The organism is Aeromonas sp. L_1B5_3 (assembly GCF_963866575.1).
Lineage (GTDB): Bacteria > Pseudomonadota > Gammaproteobacteria > Enterobacterales > Aeromonadaceae > Aeromonas > Aeromonas jandaei.
Genome location: NZ_CAWMDN010000098.1, coordinates 1 through 22,625, shown reverse-complemented (window position 1 = coordinate 22,625; position 22,625 = coordinate 1). Strand labels below are relative to the sequence as shown.

At 60.2% G+C, this 22,625-nt stretch carries 23 protein-coding genes; 5 read left to right on the top strand and 18 right to left on the bottom strand.

Annotated elements, in window-relative coordinates:
- Positions 1–44: 44 nt before the first annotated feature.
- Positions 45–968 (bottom strand): GGDEF domain-containing protein, encoded by a 924-nt coding sequence (locus AACR93_RS07105; protein WP_043850283.1) that lies wholly within the window; start codon positions 966–968, stop codon positions 45–47.
- 441 nt (positions 969–1,409) lie between these two features.
- On the opposite strand from AACR93_RS07105, the gene amt reads away from it, so the two are divergent.
- Entirely contained in the window at positions 1,410–2,837 is a 1,428-nt protein-coding gene (gene amt / locus AACR93_RS07100) for an ammonium transporter (protein ID WP_043850282.1), read from the top strand.
- A gap of 96 nt (positions 2,838–2,933) precedes the next feature.
- On the opposite strand, the gene AACR93_RS07095 is transcribed toward amt, so the two are convergent.
- From AACR93_RS07095 to AACR93_RS07050, 10 genes are all read right to left on the bottom strand, one after another.
- Positions 2,934–3,401: an outer membrane lipoprotein gene (locus AACR93_RS07095; protein ID WP_041209669.1), complete on the bottom strand. Its 468-nt coding sequence runs from the start codon at positions 3,399–3,401 to the stop codon at positions 2,934–2,936.
- 119 nt (positions 3,402–3,520) lie between these two features.
- Positions 3,521–3,997 carry a GNAT family N-acetyltransferase gene (locus tag AACR93_RS07090; protein ID WP_043850281.1) on the bottom strand — a complete coding sequence of 159 codons (477 nt, stop codon included), beginning with the start codon at positions 3,995–3,997 and terminating at the stop codon, positions 3,521–3,523.
- Between the two features lie 14 nt (positions 3,998–4,011).
- Entirely contained in the window at positions 4,012–4,398 is a 387-nt protein-coding gene (locus AACR93_RS07085; RefSeq protein WP_043850280.1) for a DUF6559 family protein, read from the bottom strand.
- A gap of 87 nt (positions 4,399–4,485) precedes the next feature.
- On the bottom strand, positions 4,486–4,890 hold the full coding sequence (locus AACR93_RS07080; RefSeq protein WP_041209671.1) for a nitrous oxide-stimulated promoter family protein: 405 nt from the start codon (positions 4,888–4,890) through the stop codon (positions 4,486–4,488).
- An 88-nt stretch (positions 4,891–4,978) separates the two neighbouring features.
- Entirely contained in the window at positions 4,979–6,781 is a 1,803-nt protein-coding gene (locus AACR93_RS07075; RefSeq protein WP_043850279.1) for an aminopeptidase P family protein, read from the bottom strand.
- A gap of 33 nt (positions 6,782–6,814) precedes the next feature.
- Entirely contained in the window at positions 6,815–7,480 is a 666-nt protein-coding gene (locus AACR93_RS07070) for a GntR family transcriptional regulator (protein WP_042032204.1), read from the bottom strand.
- Between the two features lie 191 nt (positions 7,481–7,671).
- Positions 7,672–9,297, bottom strand: a complete 1,626-nt coding sequence (gene pckA, locus AACR93_RS07065; RefSeq protein ID WP_041209673.1) for a phosphoenolpyruvate carboxykinase (ATP) — start codon at positions 9,295–9,297, stop codon at positions 7,672–7,674.
- A gap of 149 nt (positions 9,298–9,446) precedes the next feature.
- Positions 9,447–10,331, bottom strand: a complete 885-nt coding sequence (gene hslO, locus AACR93_RS07060; RefSeq protein WP_043850278.1) for an Hsp33 family molecular chaperone HslO — start codon at positions 10,329–10,331, stop codon at positions 9,447–9,449.
- A gap of 78 nt (positions 10,332–10,409) precedes the next feature.
- A complete protein-coding gene (gene hslR / locus AACR93_RS07055; RefSeq protein WP_043850277.1) occupies positions 10,410–10,808 on the bottom strand; it encodes a ribosome-associated heat shock protein Hsp15 in 399 nt (132 codons plus the stop codon).
- Positions 10,809–11,060: 252 nt separating this feature from the next.
- Positions 11,061–11,438 (bottom strand): hypothetical protein, encoded by a 378-nt coding sequence (locus AACR93_RS07050; protein WP_033113750.1) that lies wholly within the window; start codon positions 11,436–11,438, stop codon positions 11,061–11,063.
- 185 nt (positions 11,439–11,623) lie between these two features.
- Between AACR93_RS07050 and AACR93_RS07045 the strand changes: the two genes are divergently transcribed.
- Positions 11,624–13,003: a phosphatase PAP2 family protein gene (locus tag AACR93_RS07045; protein ID WP_043850276.1), complete on the top strand. Its 1,380-nt coding sequence runs from the start codon at positions 11,624–11,626 to the stop codon at positions 13,001–13,003.
- Entirely contained in the window at positions 13,000–14,085 is a 1,086-nt protein-coding gene (gene ydiK / locus AACR93_RS07040; RefSeq protein WP_043850275.1) for an AI-2E family transporter YdiK, read from the top strand. Before AACR93_RS07045 ends, ydiK begins: the two co-directional genes overlap by 4 nt.
- 622 nt (positions 14,086–14,707) lie before the next feature.
- On the opposite strand, the gene AACR93_RS07035 is transcribed toward ydiK, so the two are convergent.
- The 7 genes from AACR93_RS07035 to AACR93_RS07005 form a co-directional block, all read right to left on the bottom strand.
- Positions 14,708–15,151: a hypothetical protein gene (locus AACR93_RS07035; protein WP_197077938.1), complete on the bottom strand. Its 444-nt coding sequence runs from the start codon at positions 15,149–15,151 to the stop codon at positions 14,708–14,710.
- Complete coding sequence (locus tag AACR93_RS07030; protein WP_197077937.1) at positions 15,148–15,600, bottom strand: hypothetical protein; 453 nt, start codon at positions 15,598–15,600, stop codon at positions 15,148–15,150. The genes AACR93_RS07035 and AACR93_RS07030 overlap by 4 nt, the downstream gene beginning before the upstream one ends.
- Positions 15,601–15,879: 279 nt before the next feature.
- Entirely contained in the window at positions 15,880–16,113 is a 234-nt protein-coding gene (locus tag AACR93_RS07025; protein WP_043850274.1) for a hypothetical protein, read from the bottom strand.
- A 392-nt stretch (positions 16,114–16,505) separates the two neighbouring features.
- Positions 16,506–17,645, bottom strand: coding sequence for an agmatine deiminase family protein (locus AACR93_RS07020; RefSeq protein ID WP_043850293.1), 1,140 nt, complete (start codon positions 17,643–17,645; stop codon positions 16,506–16,508).
- 17 nt (positions 17,646–17,662) lie between these two features.
- Positions 17,663–18,772: an extracellular solute-binding protein gene (locus tag AACR93_RS07015; protein ID WP_197077936.1), complete on the bottom strand. Its 1,110-nt coding sequence runs from the start codon at positions 18,770–18,772 to the stop codon at positions 17,663–17,665.
- The gene (gene aguB / locus AACR93_RS07010; RefSeq protein WP_043850273.1) at positions 18,769–19,683 is read right to left on the bottom strand and encodes an N-carbamoylputrescine amidase; all 915 of its coding nucleotides are present in this window, start codon (positions 19,681–19,683) and stop codon (positions 18,769–18,771) included. The genes AACR93_RS07015 and aguB overlap by 4 nt, the downstream gene beginning before the upstream one ends.
- A 4-nt stretch (positions 19,684–19,687) precedes the next feature.
- Positions 19,688–20,722, bottom strand: coding sequence for an agmatine deiminase family protein (locus tag AACR93_RS07005; protein WP_231556904.1), 1,035 nt, complete (start codon positions 20,720–20,722; stop codon positions 19,688–19,690).
- Between the two features lie 133 nt (positions 20,723–20,855).
- On the opposite strand from AACR93_RS07005, the gene AACR93_RS07000 reads away from it, so the two are divergent.
- Together AACR93_RS07000 and AACR93_RS06995 are read left to right on the top strand one after the other, a co-directional pair.
- The gene (locus AACR93_RS07000; protein ID WP_043850271.1) at positions 20,856–21,755 is read left to right on the top strand and encodes a LysR family transcriptional regulator; all 900 of its coding nucleotides are present in this window, start codon (positions 20,856–20,858) and stop codon (positions 21,753–21,755) included.
- A gap of 73 nt (positions 21,756–21,828) precedes the next feature.
- On the top strand, positions 21,829–22,625 hold a 797-nt coding region (locus AACR93_RS06995), incomplete at its 3' end, for a GAF domain-containing protein (RefSeq protein ID WP_043850291.1).

Here is a 22,625-nt window from a genome sequence, read left to right as displayed (position 1 = left end):
TTATGGTCAGGTCATCCATCACCCGGTCGTGCTCCAGAGTGGGTTCACTCTCCGTTATTGGCAGGGATCGCCGACACATAGCGGTCTCTGCCTGCCTCCTTGGCGCTGTAGAGCGCCTGATCCACCCGCTTGAACAGCGAGACCGCCGGCTCCTGCGGCCCGCGAATGCCGAACCCTATGCTGACTGTCAGAGGATGGGCTGGGTCGGGGGCTATGGTGCGGGTTGCCGCCAGCAGGGTCGCTGCCAGTGGCTCCAGTTTCGTCTGGTTGGCGTCGGGCAGCAGGATTGCGAACTCCTCACCGCCAACGCGGGCTGCCAGCCCTCCGGCCGGACAGTGTTGTTGCAGCAGGGCACCAAACTGCTGCAACACCTTGTCCCCCATGTCGTGGCCGAAGTTGTCGTTGATCCATTTGAAGTGATCGAGGTCGAGCAGGAGCAGCACCTGATACTCCCCCTCTCCCAAAAACAGCTGCTGATGAAAGTAGCGCCGGTTTGGCAGTCGGGTCAGATCGTCAAACAGTGCCTGTTGTCTGAGCTGGCTATTGATATGAAAGAGGTGATGCATGGTGCTCAGGATACCGATGCTGCTCAGCAGGATACCGCTGGATCGCAGCAGATCCTCGGCGTAGATGGCGATCCAGAGCGGCTGGGCGACCAGCTCGTCCATGATGTCGGCGGTCGCCCCCAGGATCCACAGCGTCAGGCCACAGGAGAGCAGGCGATAGGTTTTGGCCGGCAGATGGGCGCACTGCACCACCCAGAACAGAAAGATCATGGTGAGCCAGTTGACCAGCTCGAACCCCAGGCTGCTGACATGGATCCGCTCGGCGGGGTAGTGGGGCAGCAGGGTGAGATGGGTGGAGATGATGGTCAGCACCAGTATCCCCAGCAGGGCGCTATGGGCGCGGTGTTCTGCGTCAAAGTGACGATAGCGGGTGACGCTGAGGTCGAGACGATCGGACTGCATGGTGTTCCTCGGATTGGGCCTGCCATCAGAGTGTCGAAAATGGCCCTCATCATGAATCTGTCGTGCCGTTTGTGGCGGCATGGCGTTCAGCCAGTGTAAACGGCGAGCTGGCCGGGCGCGATGATCATCACTCCAGCCTGTGGGGTTGCGCCTGATTTTGTGCATTTCTGGTGCGAGGGAGACCGCCTGCCCTGTCACAGGGCGACCGGCCGTGGCTTAGCGCAACGCACGCGCCATTTTGGTGCAAAAAGGAGTTTGTTTATATCTAATCTTATGATTTAAATGAGTTTTAACTTTTGGCCCACTTTATGCTTTTTACCATCAGGCGGTCATTTCTGGCCAGCTGCACCCGGCGAATCGAGGCTCGCGAGCAGTGGCCACAAGTTCAATCAAGGAAACGGAGCCGGTTTATACCGGTACGACAGGGAAGGAGAGTGCTCTATGGTCAAAAAATGGATGATGGCGGGTCTGCCGATACTGACGGCGTTGCTGGTGACCCCAACTTGGGCCGATGAGGTCTCTCAGGTTCAGGCTGCGGTGGCACCGGTTGCCAGCGTGACGATCAACAAGGGTGACAACACCTGGATGCTGCTCTCGGCTGCACTGGTGATCCTGATGTCGATCCCCGGTCTGGCGCTCTTCTACGGCGGGCTGGTGCGCGCCAAAAACATGCTGAGCGTGCTGATGCAGGTGTTTACCCTGTTCTGTCTCATCTGCGTGCTCTGGGTCATCTACGGCTACTCGCTCGCCTTTACCGAGGGTAACAGCGTGTTCGGCTCCTTCAGCAAGGTGCTGCTCAAGGGGGTCACTCCTGACTCCATCGCGGCCACCTTCAGCAAGGGGGTCGGTATCAGCGAGTTCATCTATGTGGTGTTTCAGGGGGCCTTTGCCGCCATCACCTGCGGCCTGATCGTCGGCGCCTTTGCCGAGCGCATCAAGTTTGCCGCCGTGCTGCTCTTCTCGGTCATCTGGTTCACCTTTGCCTACATTCCGCTGGCCCATATGGTGTGGTACTGGGCGGGGCCTGATGCCTACACCAGCGCCGATGCTGCTGCCGCTGCAACCGCCACCGCTGGTTATCTGTTCCAGCATGGTGCGCTGGACTTCGCGGGCGGCACCGTGGTGCATATCAACGCCGCCGTGGCGGGTCTGGTGGGTGCCTATCTGGTTGGCAAACGTCTGGGCTACGGTCGTGATCCCATGACGCCCCACAGTCTGACCATGACCATGATCGGCGCCTCCCTGCTCTGGTTCGGTTGGTTCGGTTTCAACGCCGGCTCCGCGCTGGAAGCCAACGGTGTTGCGGCGCTGGCCTTTATCAACACCTGGGTCGCTCCGGCTGCGGCAGCCCTGTCATGGACGCTGGCCGAGTGGGTGATGAAGGGACGCCCCTCCCTGCTGGGTGCCGCTTCCGGTGCCGTCTCCGGTCTGGTGGTGATCACTCCGGCGGCCGGTCTGGTCGGCGTCGGTGGTGGTCTGGTGATGGGCCTTATCAGTGGCGTGGCGGGTCTGTGGGGTGTCCACGGTCTCAAGCGCCTGCTGGGTGCGGACGACAGTCTGGACGTGTTTGGCGTGCACGGGGTGTGCGGCATTCTTGGCGCCCTGCTGACCGGCGTCTTTGCCAGCCCGGATCTGGGCGGTACCGGGGTGTGGGACTATGTCACCAATCAGGTGGCCGAGGGTTACTCCATCCTTGGACAAGTGAAGATCCAGGCCATCGGGGTTGGCGTGACCATCCTCTGGTCCGGTGCCGTGGCGGCGATCTCCTTCAAGCTGGTTGACCTGGTGGTGGGTCTGCGAGTGAACGGCGATGCCGAGCGGGAAGGGCTGGATGTGACCACGCACGGCGAGAAGGCCTACAGCATGTAATCCCGAACGTCAGACAACAAAAAACCGCCGGTTCCGGCGGTTTTTTTATGGTGCAAGCGCGGTGGCGCTTTTAGTTCGCACTCTTAGTTCGCACTCTTAATTCACGACAGCCACGTTGATGCTGCCGTTACCCTGGGTCATGCGGACACGGGCACCCGGGGTGAAGGTGGGGCTGGCTTTCTGCACCACTACGATGGCTTCGCCGTTCTCTTTCTTGATCTCCAGTTCGACGCCGTCGACCTGATTCATCTTGTTGCCGATGGCGTTACCGGCTGCGGCACCGGCGATGGCGCCGCCAGCGGCTGCGAGATCGCGACCGGTACCACCACCGACGGTGCTGCCCAGCAGACCGCCGACCACGGCGCCGCCGATGGTACCCATCAGGGAGTTCTCATCGGCCTGAATCTTGACCGGGCGGGTAGAGATGATGGTGCCGTAGCTGACGGTTTGAACCTGCTTGGCGCGGTCTTTGGTGTAGACATCGCCAGAGTAGACATCGCTATTGGCGCAACCAGTGATGGTGGTGGCGGCCAGCAGGGCAATAATGGTCATTCGTTTCAACATGATAGGCCTCCAAGGCTGAATAGAATTCAAACAATCAGTTCGATGAATTGAACTTTACTCCAAGCAAGCGGGACATGAAATCGGCAAAATGTAACCAATTATGCGTTCTGTAACCGCTTTTATCCTTGAATCGCAGCTGTATCAGTGAGCTTTTTGACCAGCACCAGCCGATCCTCGCCGGGGCCGAAGTAGTCGGCCACCTCTTCGACCAGCTGATAACCGAGCCGGTAGTAGAGGCGCTGGGCCGGGTTGGCGGGATCGACCGTGAGCTGCAATTCGCTGATCTGCAGCCCTTCCATGTTGGTCTCCATCTGACGCATCATCCGCTCGGCCAGACCGAAACCACGCGCCTCGGGCAGCACCGCCAGCGAGAGTACCCACCCTTTGGCTCGCTCCTGACCGAAACCACCCAGCACATAGCCCACCAGATGCCCCTCGTACTCGGCTACCAGCAGCAGCTCGGGCCACAAATCCATCGCCTGACGGAAGAAGAAGGCGGGATAGACATCTTCGCCAAAGACCTTGGCATCGATCTGCCAGATGGCGTGCATGTCGGTATGGGTCGCGGGGCGCAGCAGGGGCGGGTTGTGGTGCATCAAGGCGTCTCTGGTCAATATTGGCGAAAGGTGATGCCCTGGGTCTGTACCTTGCGATCGCTGCCACCGCGCCATTGGGCGGGGCGGGCCAGCTCGCGGACATCCAGAGCGGTATAGGCAATGTCGTGGTGAAACAGGCTCTCGGCGAGCGACTGGCGCAGGGCGAGCAGCCGCACATCGTCGAGTTGCCAGCCGCTAACCAGTTCGGGCGCGCTTTCGTGGCGATAGAGCGCGAAGTAGTAACCAAGCCAGCGGGTCGGCAGTTTATGGATCCTGGCCTGGGTCAGCAACTGTCCTGCGCTGTATTGCTCGCAGGCGCCATACTCTTTGGCCAGGATCGCCGACATCGCCAGATAGCGGCGCAGGGCCCGACGCTCACGAAAACGGGTAAACCAGCTCATCTTGTTTCTCCACTGTTCAGGGCAGACAAGGGCTCTGCGCCAGACAGCAAGATCTTAGCGATTGATTTCTGAATCCTGCATGAGCGTTCAGGGGGGAAGCGGGCGGCTGTGGGGCAGTTTGGGGGCCTTGCGCCAGCCATCGAGCAGATGACGGATGGCCAGCCAGGGGTGGCGCAGCAGCATGCGGGGGCCACTCCAGCGCATCACCTGCTGGATCTGTTTGCGCATCGCAGGTGCGTAGCAGTGGATGTTGCAGTTGGCGCAGGTGGGCTTGTGACCGTGGCCGTAACGGCAGCGGGTGAGCCGCTGGTGGGCGAAATCCCGCAGCTTGCGACAGTGACGGCAGTGGGGATCCTGATGATGGTGCTGGCAGTAGAGGCGGATCATGGCACTGACTGTCCGCTGCTCGCGCACCAGTCTGGGGTGAAGAGTCGCCGCTTTGCCGGTGCTGGCGTGCGCGCCCCTTGCTGGGTTGGCTTGATGAATTTTCATGGTCGCCATTTTCCTGACCAGCCCGGGCAGGGTGTTGATACAGGTCAAAAGGGGGGGCAAAAAAACAGGGCCCACAGGCCCTGTGTCATCAGATGAGGCTGGTTGCCTGCTCCAGCCAGGCGAGATCCTCGCCCTCGAGCAGCGGGCTCAGGCGGCGGAACACTTCGGCGTGGTATTCGTTGATCCAGCGGAATTCGGCCGGGCTCAGCAGGCTGCGGTCGATCAGGCGGGTATCGAACGGTACATAGGTCAGGCGCTCGAAGCCCAGCATCGGCAGCTCGCCGATCTGCTCCAGCTCGCTCACCACCACCAGGTTTTCGCAGCGGATGCCAAAACCATCTTCGCGGTAGTAGCCCGGCTCGTTGGAGAGCACCATGCCCGGTTGCAGCGCCACCATGTTCCCTTTCGGGGCGATGCGCTGGGGCCCTTCGTGGACGCTCAGGAAGTGGCCGACGCCGTGACCGGTGCCGTGATCGTAGTTGTAACCGGCTTGCCACAGCGGCATACGGGCCAGCACGTCGAGCTGGATCCCAGCGGTGCCGCGCGGGAAGCGGGCCTGATCCAGCGCGATATGACCCTGCAGCACCCGGGTAAACATCGCTTTCTGCTCGTCGGTCACCTCACCCACCTTGATGGTGCGGGTGATGTCGGTGGTGCCATCCATATACTGGCCACCGGAATCGAGCAGGTAGAGGCTGTCCTGACCAAACGCACGCGGGGTGCCGTTGGTGTGGTGGTAGTGGCACATGGCGGCGTTGGGGCCGAGCGCAGAAATAGTATCGAAGCTCGGCTCGACGTAGTGCTCCTGCTCGCGGCGGAACGCTTCCACCTGATCGGCCAGAGTGCCTTCATCCACCCCTTCAAACTCGCCGGAGGCGATCAGCCGATCCAGCCAGGCGAGGAAGCGGGTCATGGCCACGCCGTCGCGCAGATGAGCGGCGCGCATGCCGGTCAGCTCGACCTCGTTCTTGCATGCCTTCGGCAGCATGGTCGGGTCTTGGCCAGCCACCAGAATGGCGCCCGCCTCTTCCATGATGAGCTGGGTCCAGGCGTTGGCGCTGTCCGGATCGGCCAGCACCTTCTGTTGATCTTCACCGATGCGCTGCAGCACGTCGCCCAGCTTGTCGATGGGGTAGACGGAGACATCCTGCCCCACGTGCTGGCTGAAGGCGAAGCAGTCGATCTTGTCGGTATCGACGAAGAAATCCATGGTGGTGTTGGCGTAGAGCACGGCAAAACCGAGCACCACCGGCAGCCGCTCGATATCGCGGCCACGCAGGTTGAGCAGCCAGTTGATGGGCTCGGCCTGGGTCAGCAGCACGGCATCGAGGCCGCGCTTGCGCAGATCGGCGGCCAGCTGTTCGCGCTTGGCCTGGCTCGACTGGCCCGCCAGCTCTTCGCTGTAGAGGATGACCGGCGTCTTGGTCGGCTCGGGACGATCGCTCCAGTTCAGGTCGATGGGGTTCTGCTCGACCCGCACCAGCTCGATGCCGCGCTCGGCCAGCACGGCCTTGGCGTTCTTGTACCAGGTCAGGCTGTGCAGACGGGCGTCGAAACCGACCCGGGTGCCGGAGGGCAGCTGCTCGGCCAGCCACTGGACATGGGGATCTTCAACCAGATGGAGAAATTCGAACAGCTCGGACGGCGCCTGCATGCGGGCCTGCACCGTGTAGCGACCATCGACGAAGAGGGCGGCACGCTGGGCCATGATGATGGCGACGCCGGCGGAGCCATTGAACCCGGTGATCCAGTCCAGCCGCTCGGCGTAGGCGGGGATGTACTCGCCGAGGTGCTCATCATCATGGGGGACGATAAAGGCGTCCAACTCCTGCATGGCCAGCTCGGCCCTGACTTGGGCGACGCGGGTTTCAATTATCTCGAAATTATTCATGTCGTTAGTGCCAGATGGTTGCTTTATGAGTGTTCATTTCTTGTGGCCGCCAGCCAGGATCCGCTTGATCGACTGGCCTGCTGCCTCGATATGCTGCCTGAGCAGCACCACTGCCTCGTGCTTGCGCCGGGCGCGGCACAGCTCCAGCAGTTGGGCGTGTTCACGCTCAGCCTTGTCCACGCCATCGGTGGCAAAGAGCAGCTCGAAGCGGACATAGCGGTCACAGCTCAGATTGATCTGGGCGATCAGTTCAAGTGCCTGGGGGCGACCGGCTGCCTGATAGAGGGTGGCGTGAAAGCTGTGGTTCAACTCGGCCCAGTGTTCGATCTGGGTGCCTGACTCCAGGGCGTGATCAAACTGGGCGAGGATGGCCTCCGCCTTGGCGAAGGTGGCTTCCGTCATCTTGTCGACGGCGTGGAACAGGGTATCGGCTTCCAGCAGCGCTCGCAAATAAAAGAGCTCGTCGATGGCTGCGGCGTCCAGCATGGTGACGACGGCGCCGCGATGGGCCTCGAATTTCACCAGCCCCTGTGCTTCCAGTTGCATCAGGGCTTCCCGCACTGGAATGCGGCTCACTGCCAGCTCCTTGGCGATGGCATCCTGGCGCAGAGGGGCGCCGGCGGGGAACTCCCCACGGAGGATCCGGCCGCGGAGGTTTTCCATCACCATCTGGGTTCGGGTCTTGTAGGGTGGGGTCATGGTCGGGTCACGATTGGGCGTTACAAAATTGTATATTGTATAAAGTTTGGCTGAATCTACCCCGTCACACCCGGCATGGCAAGGTTTAGGGGCTCGCCGCGGCATGGCTGGCGGCGTTCGGAACTCCATAAAAACAAAAATGCCGGTCAGCGTGGCTGACCGGCATCATCTCGTTGATGCGAAGGGGTCTGTTACAGCTGCGGACCTGCCGCTACCAGACGTTTGCCCTCGTCGTTATCGGTGAAGCGCTCGAAGTTCTTGATGAAGCGCTGGGCCAGATCCTGCGCCTTGGCATCCCACTCGGCCTTGTTGGCGTAAGTGTCGCGCGGGTCGAGGATGGCCGGGTTCACGTCATGCAGTGCAGTCGGCACTTCCAGATTGAAGATCGGCAGCACCTTGGTCTCGGCCTTCTCGATGGAGCCATCCAGGATGGCGTCGATGATGGCGCGGGTATCCTTGATGGAGATGCGCTTGCCGGTACCGTTCCAGCCGGTGTTGACCAGATAGGCCTCTGCACCTGCCGCTTCCATCCGTTTCACCAGCTCCTGACCGTACTTGGTCGGGTGCAGGGAGAGGAAGGCTGCGCCGAAGCAGGAGGAGAAGGTCGGAGTCGGCTCGGTGATGCCGCGCTCGGTACCAGCCAGTTTGGCGGTGAAGCCAGAGAGGAAGTGGTACTTGGTCTGCTCCTTGGTCAGCTTGGAGACCGGGGGCAGCACGCCGAAGGCGTCGGCAGTCAGGAAGATCACCTTGGTGGCGTGACCTGCCTTGGAGACCGGCTTGACGATGTTCTCGATGTGATAGATGGGGTAGGAGACGCGGGTGTTCTCGGTACGGGAGCCATCATCAAAGTCGATGGTGCCATCGGCAGCAACGGTCACGTTCTCCAGCAGCGCATCGCGGCGGATGGCGTGGTAGATATCCGGCTCGGCCTCTTCGGAGAGCTTGATGGTCTTGGCGTAGCAGCCACCTTCGAAGTTGAACACGCCGTGGTCATCCCAGCCGTGCTCGTCATCGCCGATCAGCTGACGCTTCGGATCGGTGGAGAGAGTGGTCTTGCCGGTGCCGGAGAGGCCGAAGAAGATGGCTACGTCGCCGTCCTGACCCACGTTGGCGGAGCAGTGCATGGAGGCAATGCCGCGCAGGGGCAGGAAGTAGTTCATCATGGAGAACATGCCCTTCTTCATCTCGCCACCGTACCAAGTGCCACCGATGAGCTGCATCTTCTCGGTCATGTTGAAGGCAACGAAGTTCTCGGAGTTGAGACCCTGCTCCTTCCAGTTCGGGTTGGTGCACTTGGCACCGTTCATCACCACGAAGTCAGGCTTGAAGGTTTTCAGTTCTTCATCGCTCGGGCGGATGAACATGTTTTTCACGAAGTGTGCCTGCCAGGCCACCTCGGTGATGATGCGCACGGCCAGACGGGTGTCCGGGTTGGCGCCGCAGAAGCCGTCGACCACAAACAGGCGCTTGCCGGAGAGCTGTTTGGTGACCAGCCCTTTCAGATGTGACCACACTTCGGGGGTAATCGCTTTGTTATCGTTTTTACCCTGGTCAGACCACCACACAGTATCCTGGGTAGTGGCATCTTTGACGATATATTTATCTTTCGGAGAGCGGCCGGTGAAGATACCGGTGTTGACGTTGACGGCGCCCAGTTCGGTGACGACGCCGCGCTCGAACCCTTCCAGGTCAGGGCGAGTCTCTTCCGCGAAAAGCTGCTCGTACGAGGGGTTGCGAACGATTTCCTGGCTGTTTTTGATGCCGTACTGGTCCAGTCCTAATTGTTGGGCCAGGGTGGGTTCTGCCACGATTGTCATTGTATTCTCCTGGGTTCAGAGGTTTGTAGGGTTCTATCTGACGTTCATCCTATCACTTAGGTGGTAGAGTTTAGCGATCGCCATCAAACTTTATAAAATAGGGTGTTTTTTTGTTATTAAAGTTAAAGGCGGGTTTTGCCCGCCTTTAATTAGTGTAACTTGTTTGCATCATTGCCGGGAGCCCTGCTGAACAGGGTTTCGACATCGATCCCATTAAATTGGTACTGGGCGCCGCAATAATCACAGTGCATGTCGATCTTGCCGAGCTCCTGCACCATATCCATCACCTCTTCCTTTTCTATCTGCAGCAGGGCCCCTTCGCAGCGCTCACGGGAGCAGGTGCAGCGGAACTCGACCGCCTGCGGATCGAACACCCGCACCTTGTCCTGATGGTAGAGACGGTAGAGGATCTCTTCCGCTTCCAGACCAAACAGCTCTTCATCCTTGATGGTGCTGGTGAGCTGGGTCAGGTGCTCGAAGTCGTTGCTGTGATCCTCGCTCTGGGCGGGCAGCTCCTGCAGCATGATGCCGGCAGCGCGCGGTTCGCCCTCGTGGTAACCGGTGCGGATCCACAGCTTGGTCGCCAGCTGCTCGGACTGGGCAAAGTAGTGCTCCAGACAGCCAGCCAGGGTGTCGGCGTCCAGCGCGATGATGCCCTGATAGCGTTCGCCCTGATCCGGGGTGATGGTGATGACCAGCTGGCCGTTGCCGATCAGGCTCTGCAGTTTGCCATCGCTCGGCAGTTCGCCTTCAAAGCGGGCCACGCCACGCAGCTGCTGGTTGTGGTCACCATTGATGACGGCCAGACGCACCGGGCCATCGCCCTGCAGCTGAACGGTGATGGAACCTTCAAACTTGAGGGTGGCGGTCAGCAGGCTGGTGGCGACCAGCAGCTCGCCCAGCAGTTTTTGCACCTGCACCGGGTAGTTCTGGGCTTCCACCACATGGCGGTAGGTGTGATCCAGCTGGACCAGCTCGCCACGTACTTCGTACTCTTCAAACAGATAGCGATACAGCAGATCTTGGTTGCTCATCATATGTTCCTGGGTTCTTCGGTGAGGTAAATCGGGCGGGCTGGGGTTGAGGCCAGCCCGGTATCAAATCGGGGTCGGTCAGTACTGTTTGACCTTGAGCAGCTGGCGCCGCTCCTGCTTGTCGGGGCGACGCTCCGGGCTCGGCGCAAACTGGCTGTTGAAGCGGCGCGCTTCGCTGTTTTCGGCCCGCTGTTTCAGGCTTTCGGCGGTCTCTTCATAGAGCTGCTGGGCGAGCGGTGCCGATTTGCGCTGATCGCTGATGGCCAGCACCCGCACTTCCCGCTCATCCTGCCCCTGCCAGAAGCGGATCAGCGCACCCACTTCCACCTGTTTGCCCGGTTTGCTGCGCTGACCATTGTAGTGCACCTTGCCGCCGTCAATCTGATCCCGCGCCAGCGAGCGGGTCTTGTAGAAACGGGCCGCCCACAACCACTTGTCGAGACGAACCTCAAGGGCGCTTTCCGGATGATTGGCCATGAACCGGCTCCATAACGGGGAAAAGGGGTGGTCGATTATACCAGAGGCGGGCCGCTGGATAGAAACCGGCCGGCAGCGAAGGCGTGCCCCGCTGCTGTCCTGACCACGCAACATATGGGCAGTTTGCTGATTAACAAGGGAAAAGCGGGGGATCTGGCCGTAAGGGGTAGATTGCCTGCCATATGTTGCATAAAAGATGTCGCCCCTCGCGGGGCGCCATCGTTCAGTGCAATTGACCGGTCAGCTCGGTGATCAGAAGCGATCCTGCGGTTCGACTTTCTTCTCCTCCTTGCCTTCGCTGTGGGCGATGGCGGTGCGAATCAGGTCAACCCCGGCACGGATAATCAGCACCCCCATGTTGACCAGCTTGACGCAGACCCACATGAAGGTGATGAGTAGGATCAGCTTGAGCACGGTCTGGAACGCTTCCAGGAAGTTCTGCTCCAGCTGGGCGGTGAGGCCGTTGGCGCTGGTCATCAGCCAGGTGTAGACCTCGCGCACGAACGGGATGCGGCTTGGCATCTCCAGCACGTCCAGTGCCGCAGGCAGGGCCTGAAAGATGACGATGCTGCCGAACAGGATCAGGATGACACCGATGGCGATGCCGAGGAAAAAGCCGAACTGTCTCATGGAGGGCTCCAGCGGTTGCTGCATGACATTGAAGATAGCCGCCAATAGTAGGGAGTGCCCTCGCTCATCGCAATCTTCCCGGTGCGGCCATCATGGCCGGATCAGCGCTGAACAGGCTGCCAGCATTGCCCAACTATCTGATTTCTGGGAGGCTTGTCGCCATTGTGCATAGGGAAAGCAAATTGATGTCGAGAACCCTCTTTTTACTGTTGCTGACACTGTTTACCGCTCTGCCAGCCCTGAGCGCCGAACCGACGGCGGCAGTCTGCGCCATCCGCCATCAGGATCAACTGCTGCTGGTGCAGGATCGCATCTCCTCCCGCTACAGCCTGAGCGGCGGCTACATAGATGGCGACGAGCGCCCCGAACAGGCGGCGCTACGCGAGCTGTATGAAGAGACCGGTCTGCGCGGCGAAATCGTCGCGGATCTTGGCCGCTGGCAGAAAGCGCAGGTCTTTGCCTGCCGCACTCTTGAGCCTATCGTCGCCCAGCAAGATTCCGATTTTGTCTCGCTGCTGAAGGCCCCCAATCTGGGCGGGGAGATCCTCAACGCCCGCTTGATCGCGGTAGACAAGCTGCCCCGCGCGCAGCGCCGCTTCCCGGAGCAGCTCGACTGGCTGCAAGCCCGGCTTGGTGAGCTGCCCGAGAGCGAGGTGCGCTGGCAGGCCGATTTCGTGGCGCAGGGCAATGCGCTGCATCAGGCCGAGATCCCGCTGATGATGCGCCTGCAACAGTGGCTGGGGGCCGATGTCTGGTGGCTGTCGGTCAGCAATCTGTTTGGTTCAGGCGGCTTTCAGCTTGCCCTGATACCTTTGCTGCTCCCGCTGCTGGGGTGGCCACGGCTGCGTCAGCTGCTCTTTGCCATGCTCTGGCTCGGGCTGCTGGTGCAGGCGAGCAAGGAGGGGATCGGCTGGCCGCGCCCCTTCCATCTGCAACCTGAACTGGCGACTCACAGCGCCCAGGGCTTTGGCATGCCGAGCGGTCACACCGCCTCGGCCCTGCTGTTCTGGGGCGCGCTGCTTGGCTGGCTCTGGCCTGCCCGGCGCGGGCTGGCCTATTTGCTGGCGCTGCTGCTGGCCCTCACCACCGGTCTGGCGCGGGTCTGGCTCGGGGTGCACTTTATCTCCGATGTGGCGGTTGGCCTGCTGATTGGCGCCTTGCTGCTGGCGGTTCGCCCATACTGGCGGCTGGATCAGCGTTTATCCGCTTGGGGCTTGCTGATCGCTGCCGCACTGGTTTGCGCTGGCCTGAGCCAGTCGGCCCATCTGGCCGGGATCGGGCTGGCGGCGCTGGGCCTCTGGCTCGGGGGGCGGGTCACGCTGGTGCGCGACGGTTATTGCCCGTGGCTGACCGGCGCCGTGGTGCTGGCGGGCATGCTGTTGATGGTGGCGGGCGCGTGGGCATTGCCGCTGTTGACCAGTAGTTCGCTCACTATCCTGCTTGGTCAGTTTGTGCTCTTTTTCGGGCTGGGGCTCTGGTTGAGCGCTGGCCCCTGGTGGATACTATCTCTCTTGAAACAAGACTCTCGACCCAGGGGCGGATGCCCTGACAGGGAAACCCTATGAACATGAAAAAAGTGGATTTGGCCAAGATAACCCTGGGGGTGCTGTTTCTCAGCATCCTGATTATCTCCTGTTTCCTGGTGCTGCAGCCCTTCCTGCCCGCGCTGGTGTGGGCCACCATGATCACCATCGCCACCTGGCCGTTGATGCTGATGGTGCAGCGGGTGCTGTGGGGCAAGCGGTCGCTGGCGGCCCTCTTTATGACGCTGGTGCTGCTGCTGATGTTCGTCATCCCGCTCTTTATGACGCTGGCCAATGTGGCGGAGAAGGCGCCCATGCTGATCGAGCTGGGCACCAACATCAGCCAGTCGCCGCCGCCGGAGCTGCTCTGGCTGCAACAGATCCCGCTGGTAGGCGACAAGCTCTACGGCTTCTGGCAGCAAATTCTGGCGAGCGGTGGTCAGGTGCTGTTTGCCAAGCTGGCACCCTACTTTGGTCAGACCGCCCGCTGGCTTGCCGCTCAGGCGGGCAATCTGGGGCTGCTGTTCGTTCACTTCCTGCTGACTGTCGGTATCTGCGGCCTGCTCTACCACTCCGGTGAAGTGGTGGCGACCGGCATTCGCCGCTTTGCCCACCGTCTGGCCGGGCAACGGGGCGACAACGCCACCGTGCTGGCCTCTCAGGCGATCCGTGCCGTGGCCATGGGCGTGGTGGTGACCGCGCTGGTGCAATCCTCGGTGGCCGGTGTTGGCCTGCTGATTGCCGGTATCCCCTACGCCATGGTGCTGGTGGTGGTGATGTTCCTGCTGATCGTCGCCCAGATCGGCCCCTTCCCGGTGCTGCTGGCCTGTATCGGCTACCTCTACTGGAGTGGCGACACCACCTGGGGCACCTTCCTGCTGGTCTGGTCACTGTTTGCGGGCACCATGGACAACTTCCTGCGCCCCTTCCTCATCAAACGCGGCGCCAATCTGCCGCTCATCCTCATTCTGGTGGGGGTTATCGGCGGCTTGCTGGCGATGGGGATCATCGGCCTCTTTATCGGCCCGGTGGTGCTGGCGGTGGGCTACACCCTGCTGGATGCCTGGATCAAGGAAGATGACCAACCGGCGGCCGCGGCGGTGGAAGCGCCCAAGGCCGAGTGACGAGTCAGTAAAAAGACGATTCAGTCTCCATCTATGATGCAAAGAGCCGCCCGGTGTGAACTGGGCGGCTCTTTTGTTTGTGGTGATTGTGGTTTATGGCGATCGAGTCAGATTGGTTGATCCTCGCCAACCTCCATATCCCACATATGACCGTCTCATGTAGGTTCGATTAGCGAAGCGTAATCGGACGATCGAGATGCCGCTGTCCCGGTTCTATCCATAAGTCAGCGGTGACCCGTCAGAGGGGAATACGGGTGACTTATGGCGGTAAAGCAGACTGGGCAAGCGGTATAAATTGAATCTATGGGTTTGTGTTAAATGCCCCAATTTTTGCTTATACCGATGTCTATCCAGCCCCTGCGCCACGATTTGGCCCGTTACAGATCAGCCACAGGCAATGGCCGATTTGTGCCAACCCATATGCCCCCCGTGTTACCGCCTATGCCGGTTTGATTAGCGAAGCTTGATTGGAGGATCGAGATGCCGCCGTTCCGGTATTTCCGTGAATCAGCGGCATTTGGCAGAGGGGGAATCGGGTGGCCGTTATAGTGGGGAAATGGATTTACGCGAACGTCCGATTACGCCTGACGGCTAATCGAACCTACGGGCTAGTTAGGTTTTTCTAAAGACAGGGATACTGACCATCGCTGTCAATCAAATAAACCTGAGTCAGGTACCAGCGACCATCCTTATTAATTAAATGGTATTCATAAACAGGCGTGTAGTAAGGTTGAAGCAGCTCAGTGCGAATTGTAGCACTGTTGCCATTTAGCTGTGTCAATATGATTCTTTCATTATGTGGATCATGAGACGGCTCTGAACCATACGCAACCGGTTCCCCTTTGAACTCTGGGAGAGTATATTTTATTAGTAGCTTTTTATATGACTTCTCTATTAGTTCCATAGATTTAATTGGTTCGTGATTAGAATCTATTCTTATGGCGTAGTTATTCCATGAAAAATAATCGGCTTGGAAGGATTTCACTAAAGCCTCTGGCTTTTCCGCTCCATTTACATTTTGGCTCAACGAGAATAGCCACAGAAGTAGGGGGATTAGACGTTTCATTTGTTCCCTAATGTTAAATTAAGGGGCGCGCAGTAGGCGTGTCCCGCTTTAATGATTAGTTGGGCGTTACTTGCCGAGTATTCTTTTCCACCAAGAAAAGGACTTCTTGATAGCGGGACGGTTGGATCAAACTCCCAATCGTCCTCAGAGATAAATAGATTACCATCTCCGTCCTGAATTTTGGCGTTCAGATGCTGCGCAATCTGGAGCATCTTCCGATACAACGCGGTATCTGGCCACTTAGTCGAAATGTTTCCTCCAAACCAGTTAAGCCATAGGTCTTCGTATTTTGACTGTCCATTCAAGCGGACGAAGTAGTCGCCATTCTCGGGGAAGAACTGGAGTTCTGGGTCAGTGTTAACATAAATACGCCATTCTTCTGCTCCAATTTCATACCCTTTGTTTTCGGCCAAATGATTGGCGTGTGTAATATGTAGTTCTATTCCCATGACTCACTTCCGTAATTGTGACGGCAATGTTTTAGATCAGAATGCGGCCCACCATGGCCGTTGCAATGGCTGCTAATGATTAGGTTTAAATATACTAGCCACCGTACCTACAGGCTTGGATTTCGGTCTCGATATTCAGCCTCCCAATAATAGCACATATTGAGCTAGGCAAACTCCACATGCTTTTCCAGTTTATATTTCCGATTAAAAAGTCGCTTAATAATAATGAGTAAATGACATTTTAGTGACCAATATAAATTGGCAACCGGTAAGCCTATTTTATTCCTGAAACTCCCACGGGATTTTATTTTTGAACTGTTTAATTGCTTGCTCGACAAGCTCAAGATCGAGCTCCTTTTTATAAAAGGTCACCTCTCTGGTCTTTTTAGTGTCATCTCGAAAAATTTCCAGAAGCATGTCGCCACCAGAATAAATCTCTATTCCGATCCCATCTCGACCAGAGCCAACATCACTCGCTACAATACACTGCTCGATCTTGGAATATTCATCCATGCTCATTACCTTGCGATCCCAAATGGTGGTAATTAAAGGAAAGGTGGTACTAACAACCTCATATTATCCCTTCCATAAAATACCAAGGCACTCGTATGACCGCTACGAAAATTCATTTAAAATCATCATATTCTCGGTCTGACTCTGGAGCTGAACCTATTCACTTAGCATCATCTTTGGCTCTGTTTACTCCTGAGCAAAAATACACCCCCAGAGCGGCAATTGAAAGCACCACCCAGCCTCAGCCTCTTGAATAACTCGGGAGCGTGATCAAGGTGACACGCCATATGACATCGCTGGCCAAGATACGGAACGGTGGCTGAACAAAAATGGGCATGGATAAATAACCCGGAGCGTGGCAACGCCCCGGGTTATCAGTGGGTAGGAGAGGGTCAGGCTGGCTGGTGGAGGGTGATGCAGTGAATACCGCCGCCACCGGCGGCGACCGGATCAATATTGATCTGCACGATTTCGCGACCGGGGTAGAGGCGGGTCAGCAGCTCGTGGCAGTAGCTATCGGCGGCCTTGTCGCCAAACTCGGGGGCGATCACCGCGCCATTGATAGGCAGATAGTTGATATAACCGGCGGCAAAGTCGCGGCTGCGGCTAAAGCGGTTGTCCCGCCCATCGAGCGGGGGCGGCAGCACATGCAGCTCCAGCTTGTTGCCGTCCGCATCGGTGGCCTGCCTGAGGATGGCCATATGCTGGCGGGTCACCTCGTAGTCGTGGGATTCCGGGTCGTTGTCCAGATTGACCACCACCACCCCGGGGCGGACAAAGCGGGCGTAGAAGTCGACGTGGGCATCTGTGATGTCCTTGCCCTTGATGCCCGGCAGCCAGATGATTTTACGCAGCCCCAGATTGGCTTTCAGCTCCGCCTCCAGTTGCGCCTTGCTCACCCCCGGATTGCGATTGCTGTTGAGCCAGCAGCTCTCGGTCATGATGGCGGTGCCGTTGCCATCCACCTCGATGCCGCCCCCCTCGCCAGTCAGCTTGCTTTGCAGATAGTGAGCATCCGCCTGCTTGCTGACCAGCTCGGCTACGCCCGCATCCTGTTCGTGCTCCTGCTTGTCGCCCCAGCCGTTGAAGTTGAAATCCACCAGCCCCAGCTCCCCTTCGCCGTTCTGGACGAAGACGCCACCGGTATCGCGCAGCCAGATATCGTCCAGCTCGGCGACGATAAAGCGGGTGTTCTGCTCGCCACAGAGTTGGCGGGCCAGTGCCTGTTCGGCTTCGCGGCAGAGCACGTTGACCTGGGTATAGGGCACCATGGCCTGCACCAGCCGGCCGATGGTCGCCTGCACCTCCTTGTAATCTCGGCCCCAGATGGCCGGGCTGGCGGCAAAGGCGACCCAGACCCGGGTCTGGAACGTCGACTCTTCCGGCATATGAAAGGGCGTGTTGGCGCTCGCCAATGCGCTCTCTTCCGGGTTAGCGCCATCGGCCGCGAAGGCTTTGCCGGGCAGGTTGCCGAGCCCGGCCAGCGCACCGATGGCCGCCAGCTGTTTCAATACGTTGCGTCGGGATGGCATGAAAAACTCCTTATGATTCATAGGCTGCTCTTGAAGCGAGTCCAGGCCCGCATGCGCGCTCGCATGGCGGATTGCGCGATATCCTGGCCCGGGATGAGCCGCTGATAGGTGGCGTCATCCAGATAGATATCCGGGTTGCCGGTCATGGCCGCATCAACCATGGATTTTGCTTTGGCACTGGCAGTGGGATAACCGGTGCTGTTGCTGATGGCCGCCATGTTGGCCGGGCGCATCACAAAATTGATAAAGGCGTAGGCGTATTCAGGATGGGCGGCATCCGCCGGGATCGCCATGGTATCCATCCAGATAGTGCTCCCTTCCTTGGGCAAACGGTACTCGAATTGATCCTTCTTGCCAGCCTCGGCGGCGCTGCGACGCGCTTGGGTCATGTCGCCGCTGTATCCGAGGGAGAGGCATATGTCGCCGTTGACCAGCTGGGTAGCCGGCTGGGACTGGAATTTGCGGATATAGGGTTTGATCCCCTTGAGCAGGGCCAGGGCCGCATCCAGATCCGCCGCTTTGCCACTGCGGGGTTCACGTCCCAGATAGTGGAGCACTACCGCCAGCACCTCGTCGGGGGAGTCGATGATGGAGATGCCGCAGTCGGCAAACTTGGCCGCCAGCTCCGGCTTGAACAGCATGTCGAGACTGTCAGTCGGGGCATCCGCCATCCTCTGTGTGATCATCCCTGCGTTGTAGGTGAGCCCTATGGTGCCCCAGGTGTAGGGCACCACCGCATCCCGTGAATGGGGATAGGCTTGCTGGATCCGCTGCAAACCCGGCTCGATATCGGCCAGATGCTGCAACTTGCTCTTGTCGAGCGGTTGCAGGCTGCCGGCACGCATCAGCCGCTCCGCTACCGTGTCGCCGGGGAAGATCAGGTCATAACCGCTGTGACCGGCCATCAGCTTGGCTTCGAGGGTTTCGCTGCTGTCCATGACGTCATAGATGACCCGGATCCCGGTCTCTTTGGTAAAGGCGCTGAGGGTATCGGGGGCGAAATAGTCCGCCCAGTTGTAGAGGCGCAGCACCTTGTCGGCCGGTTGCTCCTGGTCGAGCGCTGCTGCGGTGCCGGTGCACAACATGGCCGCGAGCAGCGCCAGCGTGCGGGATAGTCTGCCTGTCATGCCAACACTCCTCTGTGGTTGCCCGTCATCCGGCTCTGGTGGCCATCCAGACTCTGCAAGGTGCCATACATCTCGGGGCGGCGATCCCGATAGATGCCCCAGCTCATGCGCTCCTCGGCCATGGCCGCGAGATCCAGCTCCTGCACCAGCACGCCCGGGGTGGTTCTGTCCGCCTCGGCGAGCAGCGCCCCCTTGTGGTCGGTGATGAACGAGGAGCCGTAGAACATCATCTGCAGGTCGGGATCCGTGGTAGCCACCTCGTTGCCAATCCGGTTGGCGGCTATCACCGGCAGGATGTTGGCGGCGGCATGACCGCGCTGGGTCAGCTGCCAGTGATCGCGGGAGTCGAGATGGGTCGCCCCCGGCTCCGAGCCGATGGCGGTGGGATAGAGCAGCAGCTCAGCCCCCTGCAGGGCCATGCTGCGGGCCGCCTCGGGGAACCACTGATCCCAGCAGATGCCGACGCCGATCCGCCCTGCCGCGCACTCCCAGACCCGAAAGCCGGTATCACCGGGGCTGAAGTACTCCTTCTCTTGATAGCCGATGGCATTGGGAATATGGGTCTTGCGATAGACCCCCAGCAGCTTGCCGTCGGCATCCGCCAGTGCCAGCGAATTGAAGAAGGCGTTGCCGGCACGTTCGAACCAGCTGATGGGCAGCACCACGCCGAGCTCACGAGCGAGTGCCGAGAAGCGGCGCAGCACCCGGCTCTGTTCGAACGACTCGGCCAGCGCCAGATGGCTGTGGTGCTGCTCGATGCAGAAGTAGGGGGTGGCAAACAGCTCTTGCAGCAGGATAAGACCCGCCCCTTTGGCGGCCGCTTCCCGCACCAGACTCTCCGCCATGTCGAGATTGCGTGGCAGATCCCAGCTGCAGGCAAACTGGGTGGTTGCGACGGTGATGTTGCCCATCCTCTTATCCTCGTACCGGCCATGCCGGCTGTTGCTGGGTGATGCAGTGGATACCGCCGCCGCCGTGTGCCAGCTGGTTGATCTGCACCGGCACCACCTCCCGCTGCGGGAAGGCGCGCTGCAGCACTGCTGCCGCTTCCCGGTCGCTGGCCACGCCATAGGCGGGCATGATGATGGCGCCGTTGGCGATGTAGAAGTTGGTGTAGGAGGCACAAAAGACCTCGGCCTCTGCATCGATGGCCTCGCTGGCCTCGTAGAGATCCTGCAGCTCGAACGTGCGCCCTCTGGCATCGGTGGCCAGCATCAGGGCGCGGCGGTTCTCCCTGACGATACGGGCATAGGTCGAGCTGGTATCGCGGGTGGCGTCCACCAGCAGCTGGCCGGGGCGACTGAAGGCACAGACTCCGTCCACATGGCCATCGGTCATGTCGCCGGTGACATGGTCGGGATCCCCTGGCAGCCAGATGGTCTTCTCGATGCCGAGCAGGCGACTGAAGACTTGCTCGATCTCGCCCTTGCTGATCCCCGGGTTGCGATTGCTGTTGAGCAGCACCGATTCGGTGGTGATCAGGGTGCCTTCGCCGTCCACATGGATGGCGCCCCCCTCGTTGGCCAGAAAGCTGCCGATGGTATCGAGCTCCAGACTGTTGAGGATGCGGCGAGCCAGCCCTTCATCGAGCGGGTGGGCCGATTTGCCGCCCCAGGCGTTGAAGCGCCAGCTCACCCCGGCACTGCCCAGTTCCGGGTGACAGATAAAGGTGGGGCCGGAGTCGCGGCACCAGCTGTCATCCACCGCAATGGGGACAAGGGTCACCCGCTGGTCACAGAGCGCGCGCGCTTCGGCCAGCGCGGAAGGGTCGACCACCAGCTTGACCGGCTCGAACCGGACAATGGTATTGACCACCCGGGCGAAGTCCTGCTGCACTCCGGCGAGGGTGACGCCCCAACCTGACTCCCACAGCGCCTTGTTGTGGGGCCAGACCATCCAGGTCGCTGCGTGCTGACACCATTCGGCGGGCATAAACCAGCCCTTTGCCATGATTCCCTGTTCCCGCATATCACCACCCTGATTAGGTACTATTAAGATTGCTGACGATGGGAATAGACTATTCCCGCAGGTTGTGGCGAACAAACGATCAATTTTCCGTAAAAGTGATAAGTGGAGCTAATCAATGGTGTTCAAGCAGTGGCCCCCGCTCAACGTGCTGCGGGGCTTTGAGGCGGCAGCCAGACTCGGCAGTTTTCATCAGGCGGCGCAGGAGCTGCACCTGACCCAGTCCGCCATCAGCCAGCAGATCCGCTCGCTGGAGGAGCTGCTCGGCCAGCCGCTGTTTCACCGGCAGGGGCGCTCGGTCGTGCTGACCGATGCGGGGCAGGATCTGCTGGAGACCACCCAGAGCGTGCTGTTGCAGCTGGCGATGGGGATCCAGCGGCTGGAGCAGTACCGCAAACCGAACCAGCTGGTGCTCAACACCAGCACCGCCATCGCTCGCCACTGGCTGCTACCGCGACTGGGGGAGTTTCATCGCCTGCATCCCGACATCGATCTCTGGCTGTTTACCAGCGATGAAGAGCCCGATATGGCGGAGCAGACCGTTGATCTCGCCCTGCGCTGGGATCTCGGGCCGCAGGCCGAGTGTCGCCATCAGCACCTGCTGGCGGATCGCTTGCTGCCGGTGGCCACCGCAACCGTGCTGTCCCGACCCGCGGGGGAGCGCACCACCCTGCACGGCGAGCGGGAACTGGATTGGCATCACTGGACGCTGAGGGGGGGAGAGGATCTGCACCTGCAGACCCGGGGACTCAACTTTTCCGATCCCGGCCTGCTGCTGGAGGCCGCCAGCGCTGGACTCGGCGTGGCGCTGGTGAGCGAACTGCTCTCCCGTCCCGCGCGTCAGCAGGGGCAGTTGTTGCCGCTCTCCACCCGTCGGGTCAAGGGGCCGCAGTGGAATTTGCTGGTGCATCAGGATAGCGATGGGATGCCGGAGTGCCGCGCCTTCTGCCACTGGCTCGGCCAGCAATTTGCCGACGGCGAACCCGACCGGGAGGAGGGCGGGGTTGCCACCCTCTGAGGCAGGTCACTGAATCGGGCAAGCAAGAGTGGTTAAATGGTCGGCTTACATCTTGCCGGATATTGCTGTGACCATGCCATCTGACCTTCAGCCGCTGCTCGCCTGGCCCGACTATCTGCAGGCATCCTGGCTGCGCTGCGCCCACCAGACCAGTGCTACCCTCTGGCATCCGCCCCACAGCGCCAAGGGGCAGACCTTGCAGAGCCTGCGCCAGCGCAAGCGCGACCTGCTCACCACCGGCGAGATGGCCCTCGAAGATCTCTACGAATTTATGGAGGGGCGCCCCTGCGCCCTGCTGCTCACCGACGAGAGCGGCTGCCTGCTGGCCCAGACCGGCCACCCCGACACCCTGCGCGAGCTGGCGGCGCTGGGGTTTGGCCCCGGCGCCTTTTTCAGCGAGGGGCGCATCGGCACCAATGCCATCAATCTGGCGGCGCTGGAGGGAGTGCCGCTCTGCGTCAGCGGCTCCCAGCACTTCAACCAGACCCTCCATCCTTGGCACAGCTGCGCCAGTCCGGTCTACAACAGCAATGGCCGTCAGGTCGCCATCATCGCCTTGATCTGCAAGGTGGAGGAGGCGAGCGCCGGCGATCTGGCGCTCACCGTCAGCGCCGGGCGCGAGCTGGCCCATCTGCTGCAGATGGAGACCCTGATGCAGGAGTCCCAGCATCACCTGAGCGAGCTTTACGCCCTGCTCGATGGCATGGATGACGGCGTGCTGGCCTGGGACCCGCAAGGGCGGCTGCGCTACCTCAACGCGCTGGCGGCCCACCGGCTGCGGCTCGATCCCGCGCTCTGTCTCGGCCAGCCGCTGGAGCAGCACCTGCTGCTGCCCCAGCGGTTGCAGCTGGCCATCAGGGGGCAGACGCC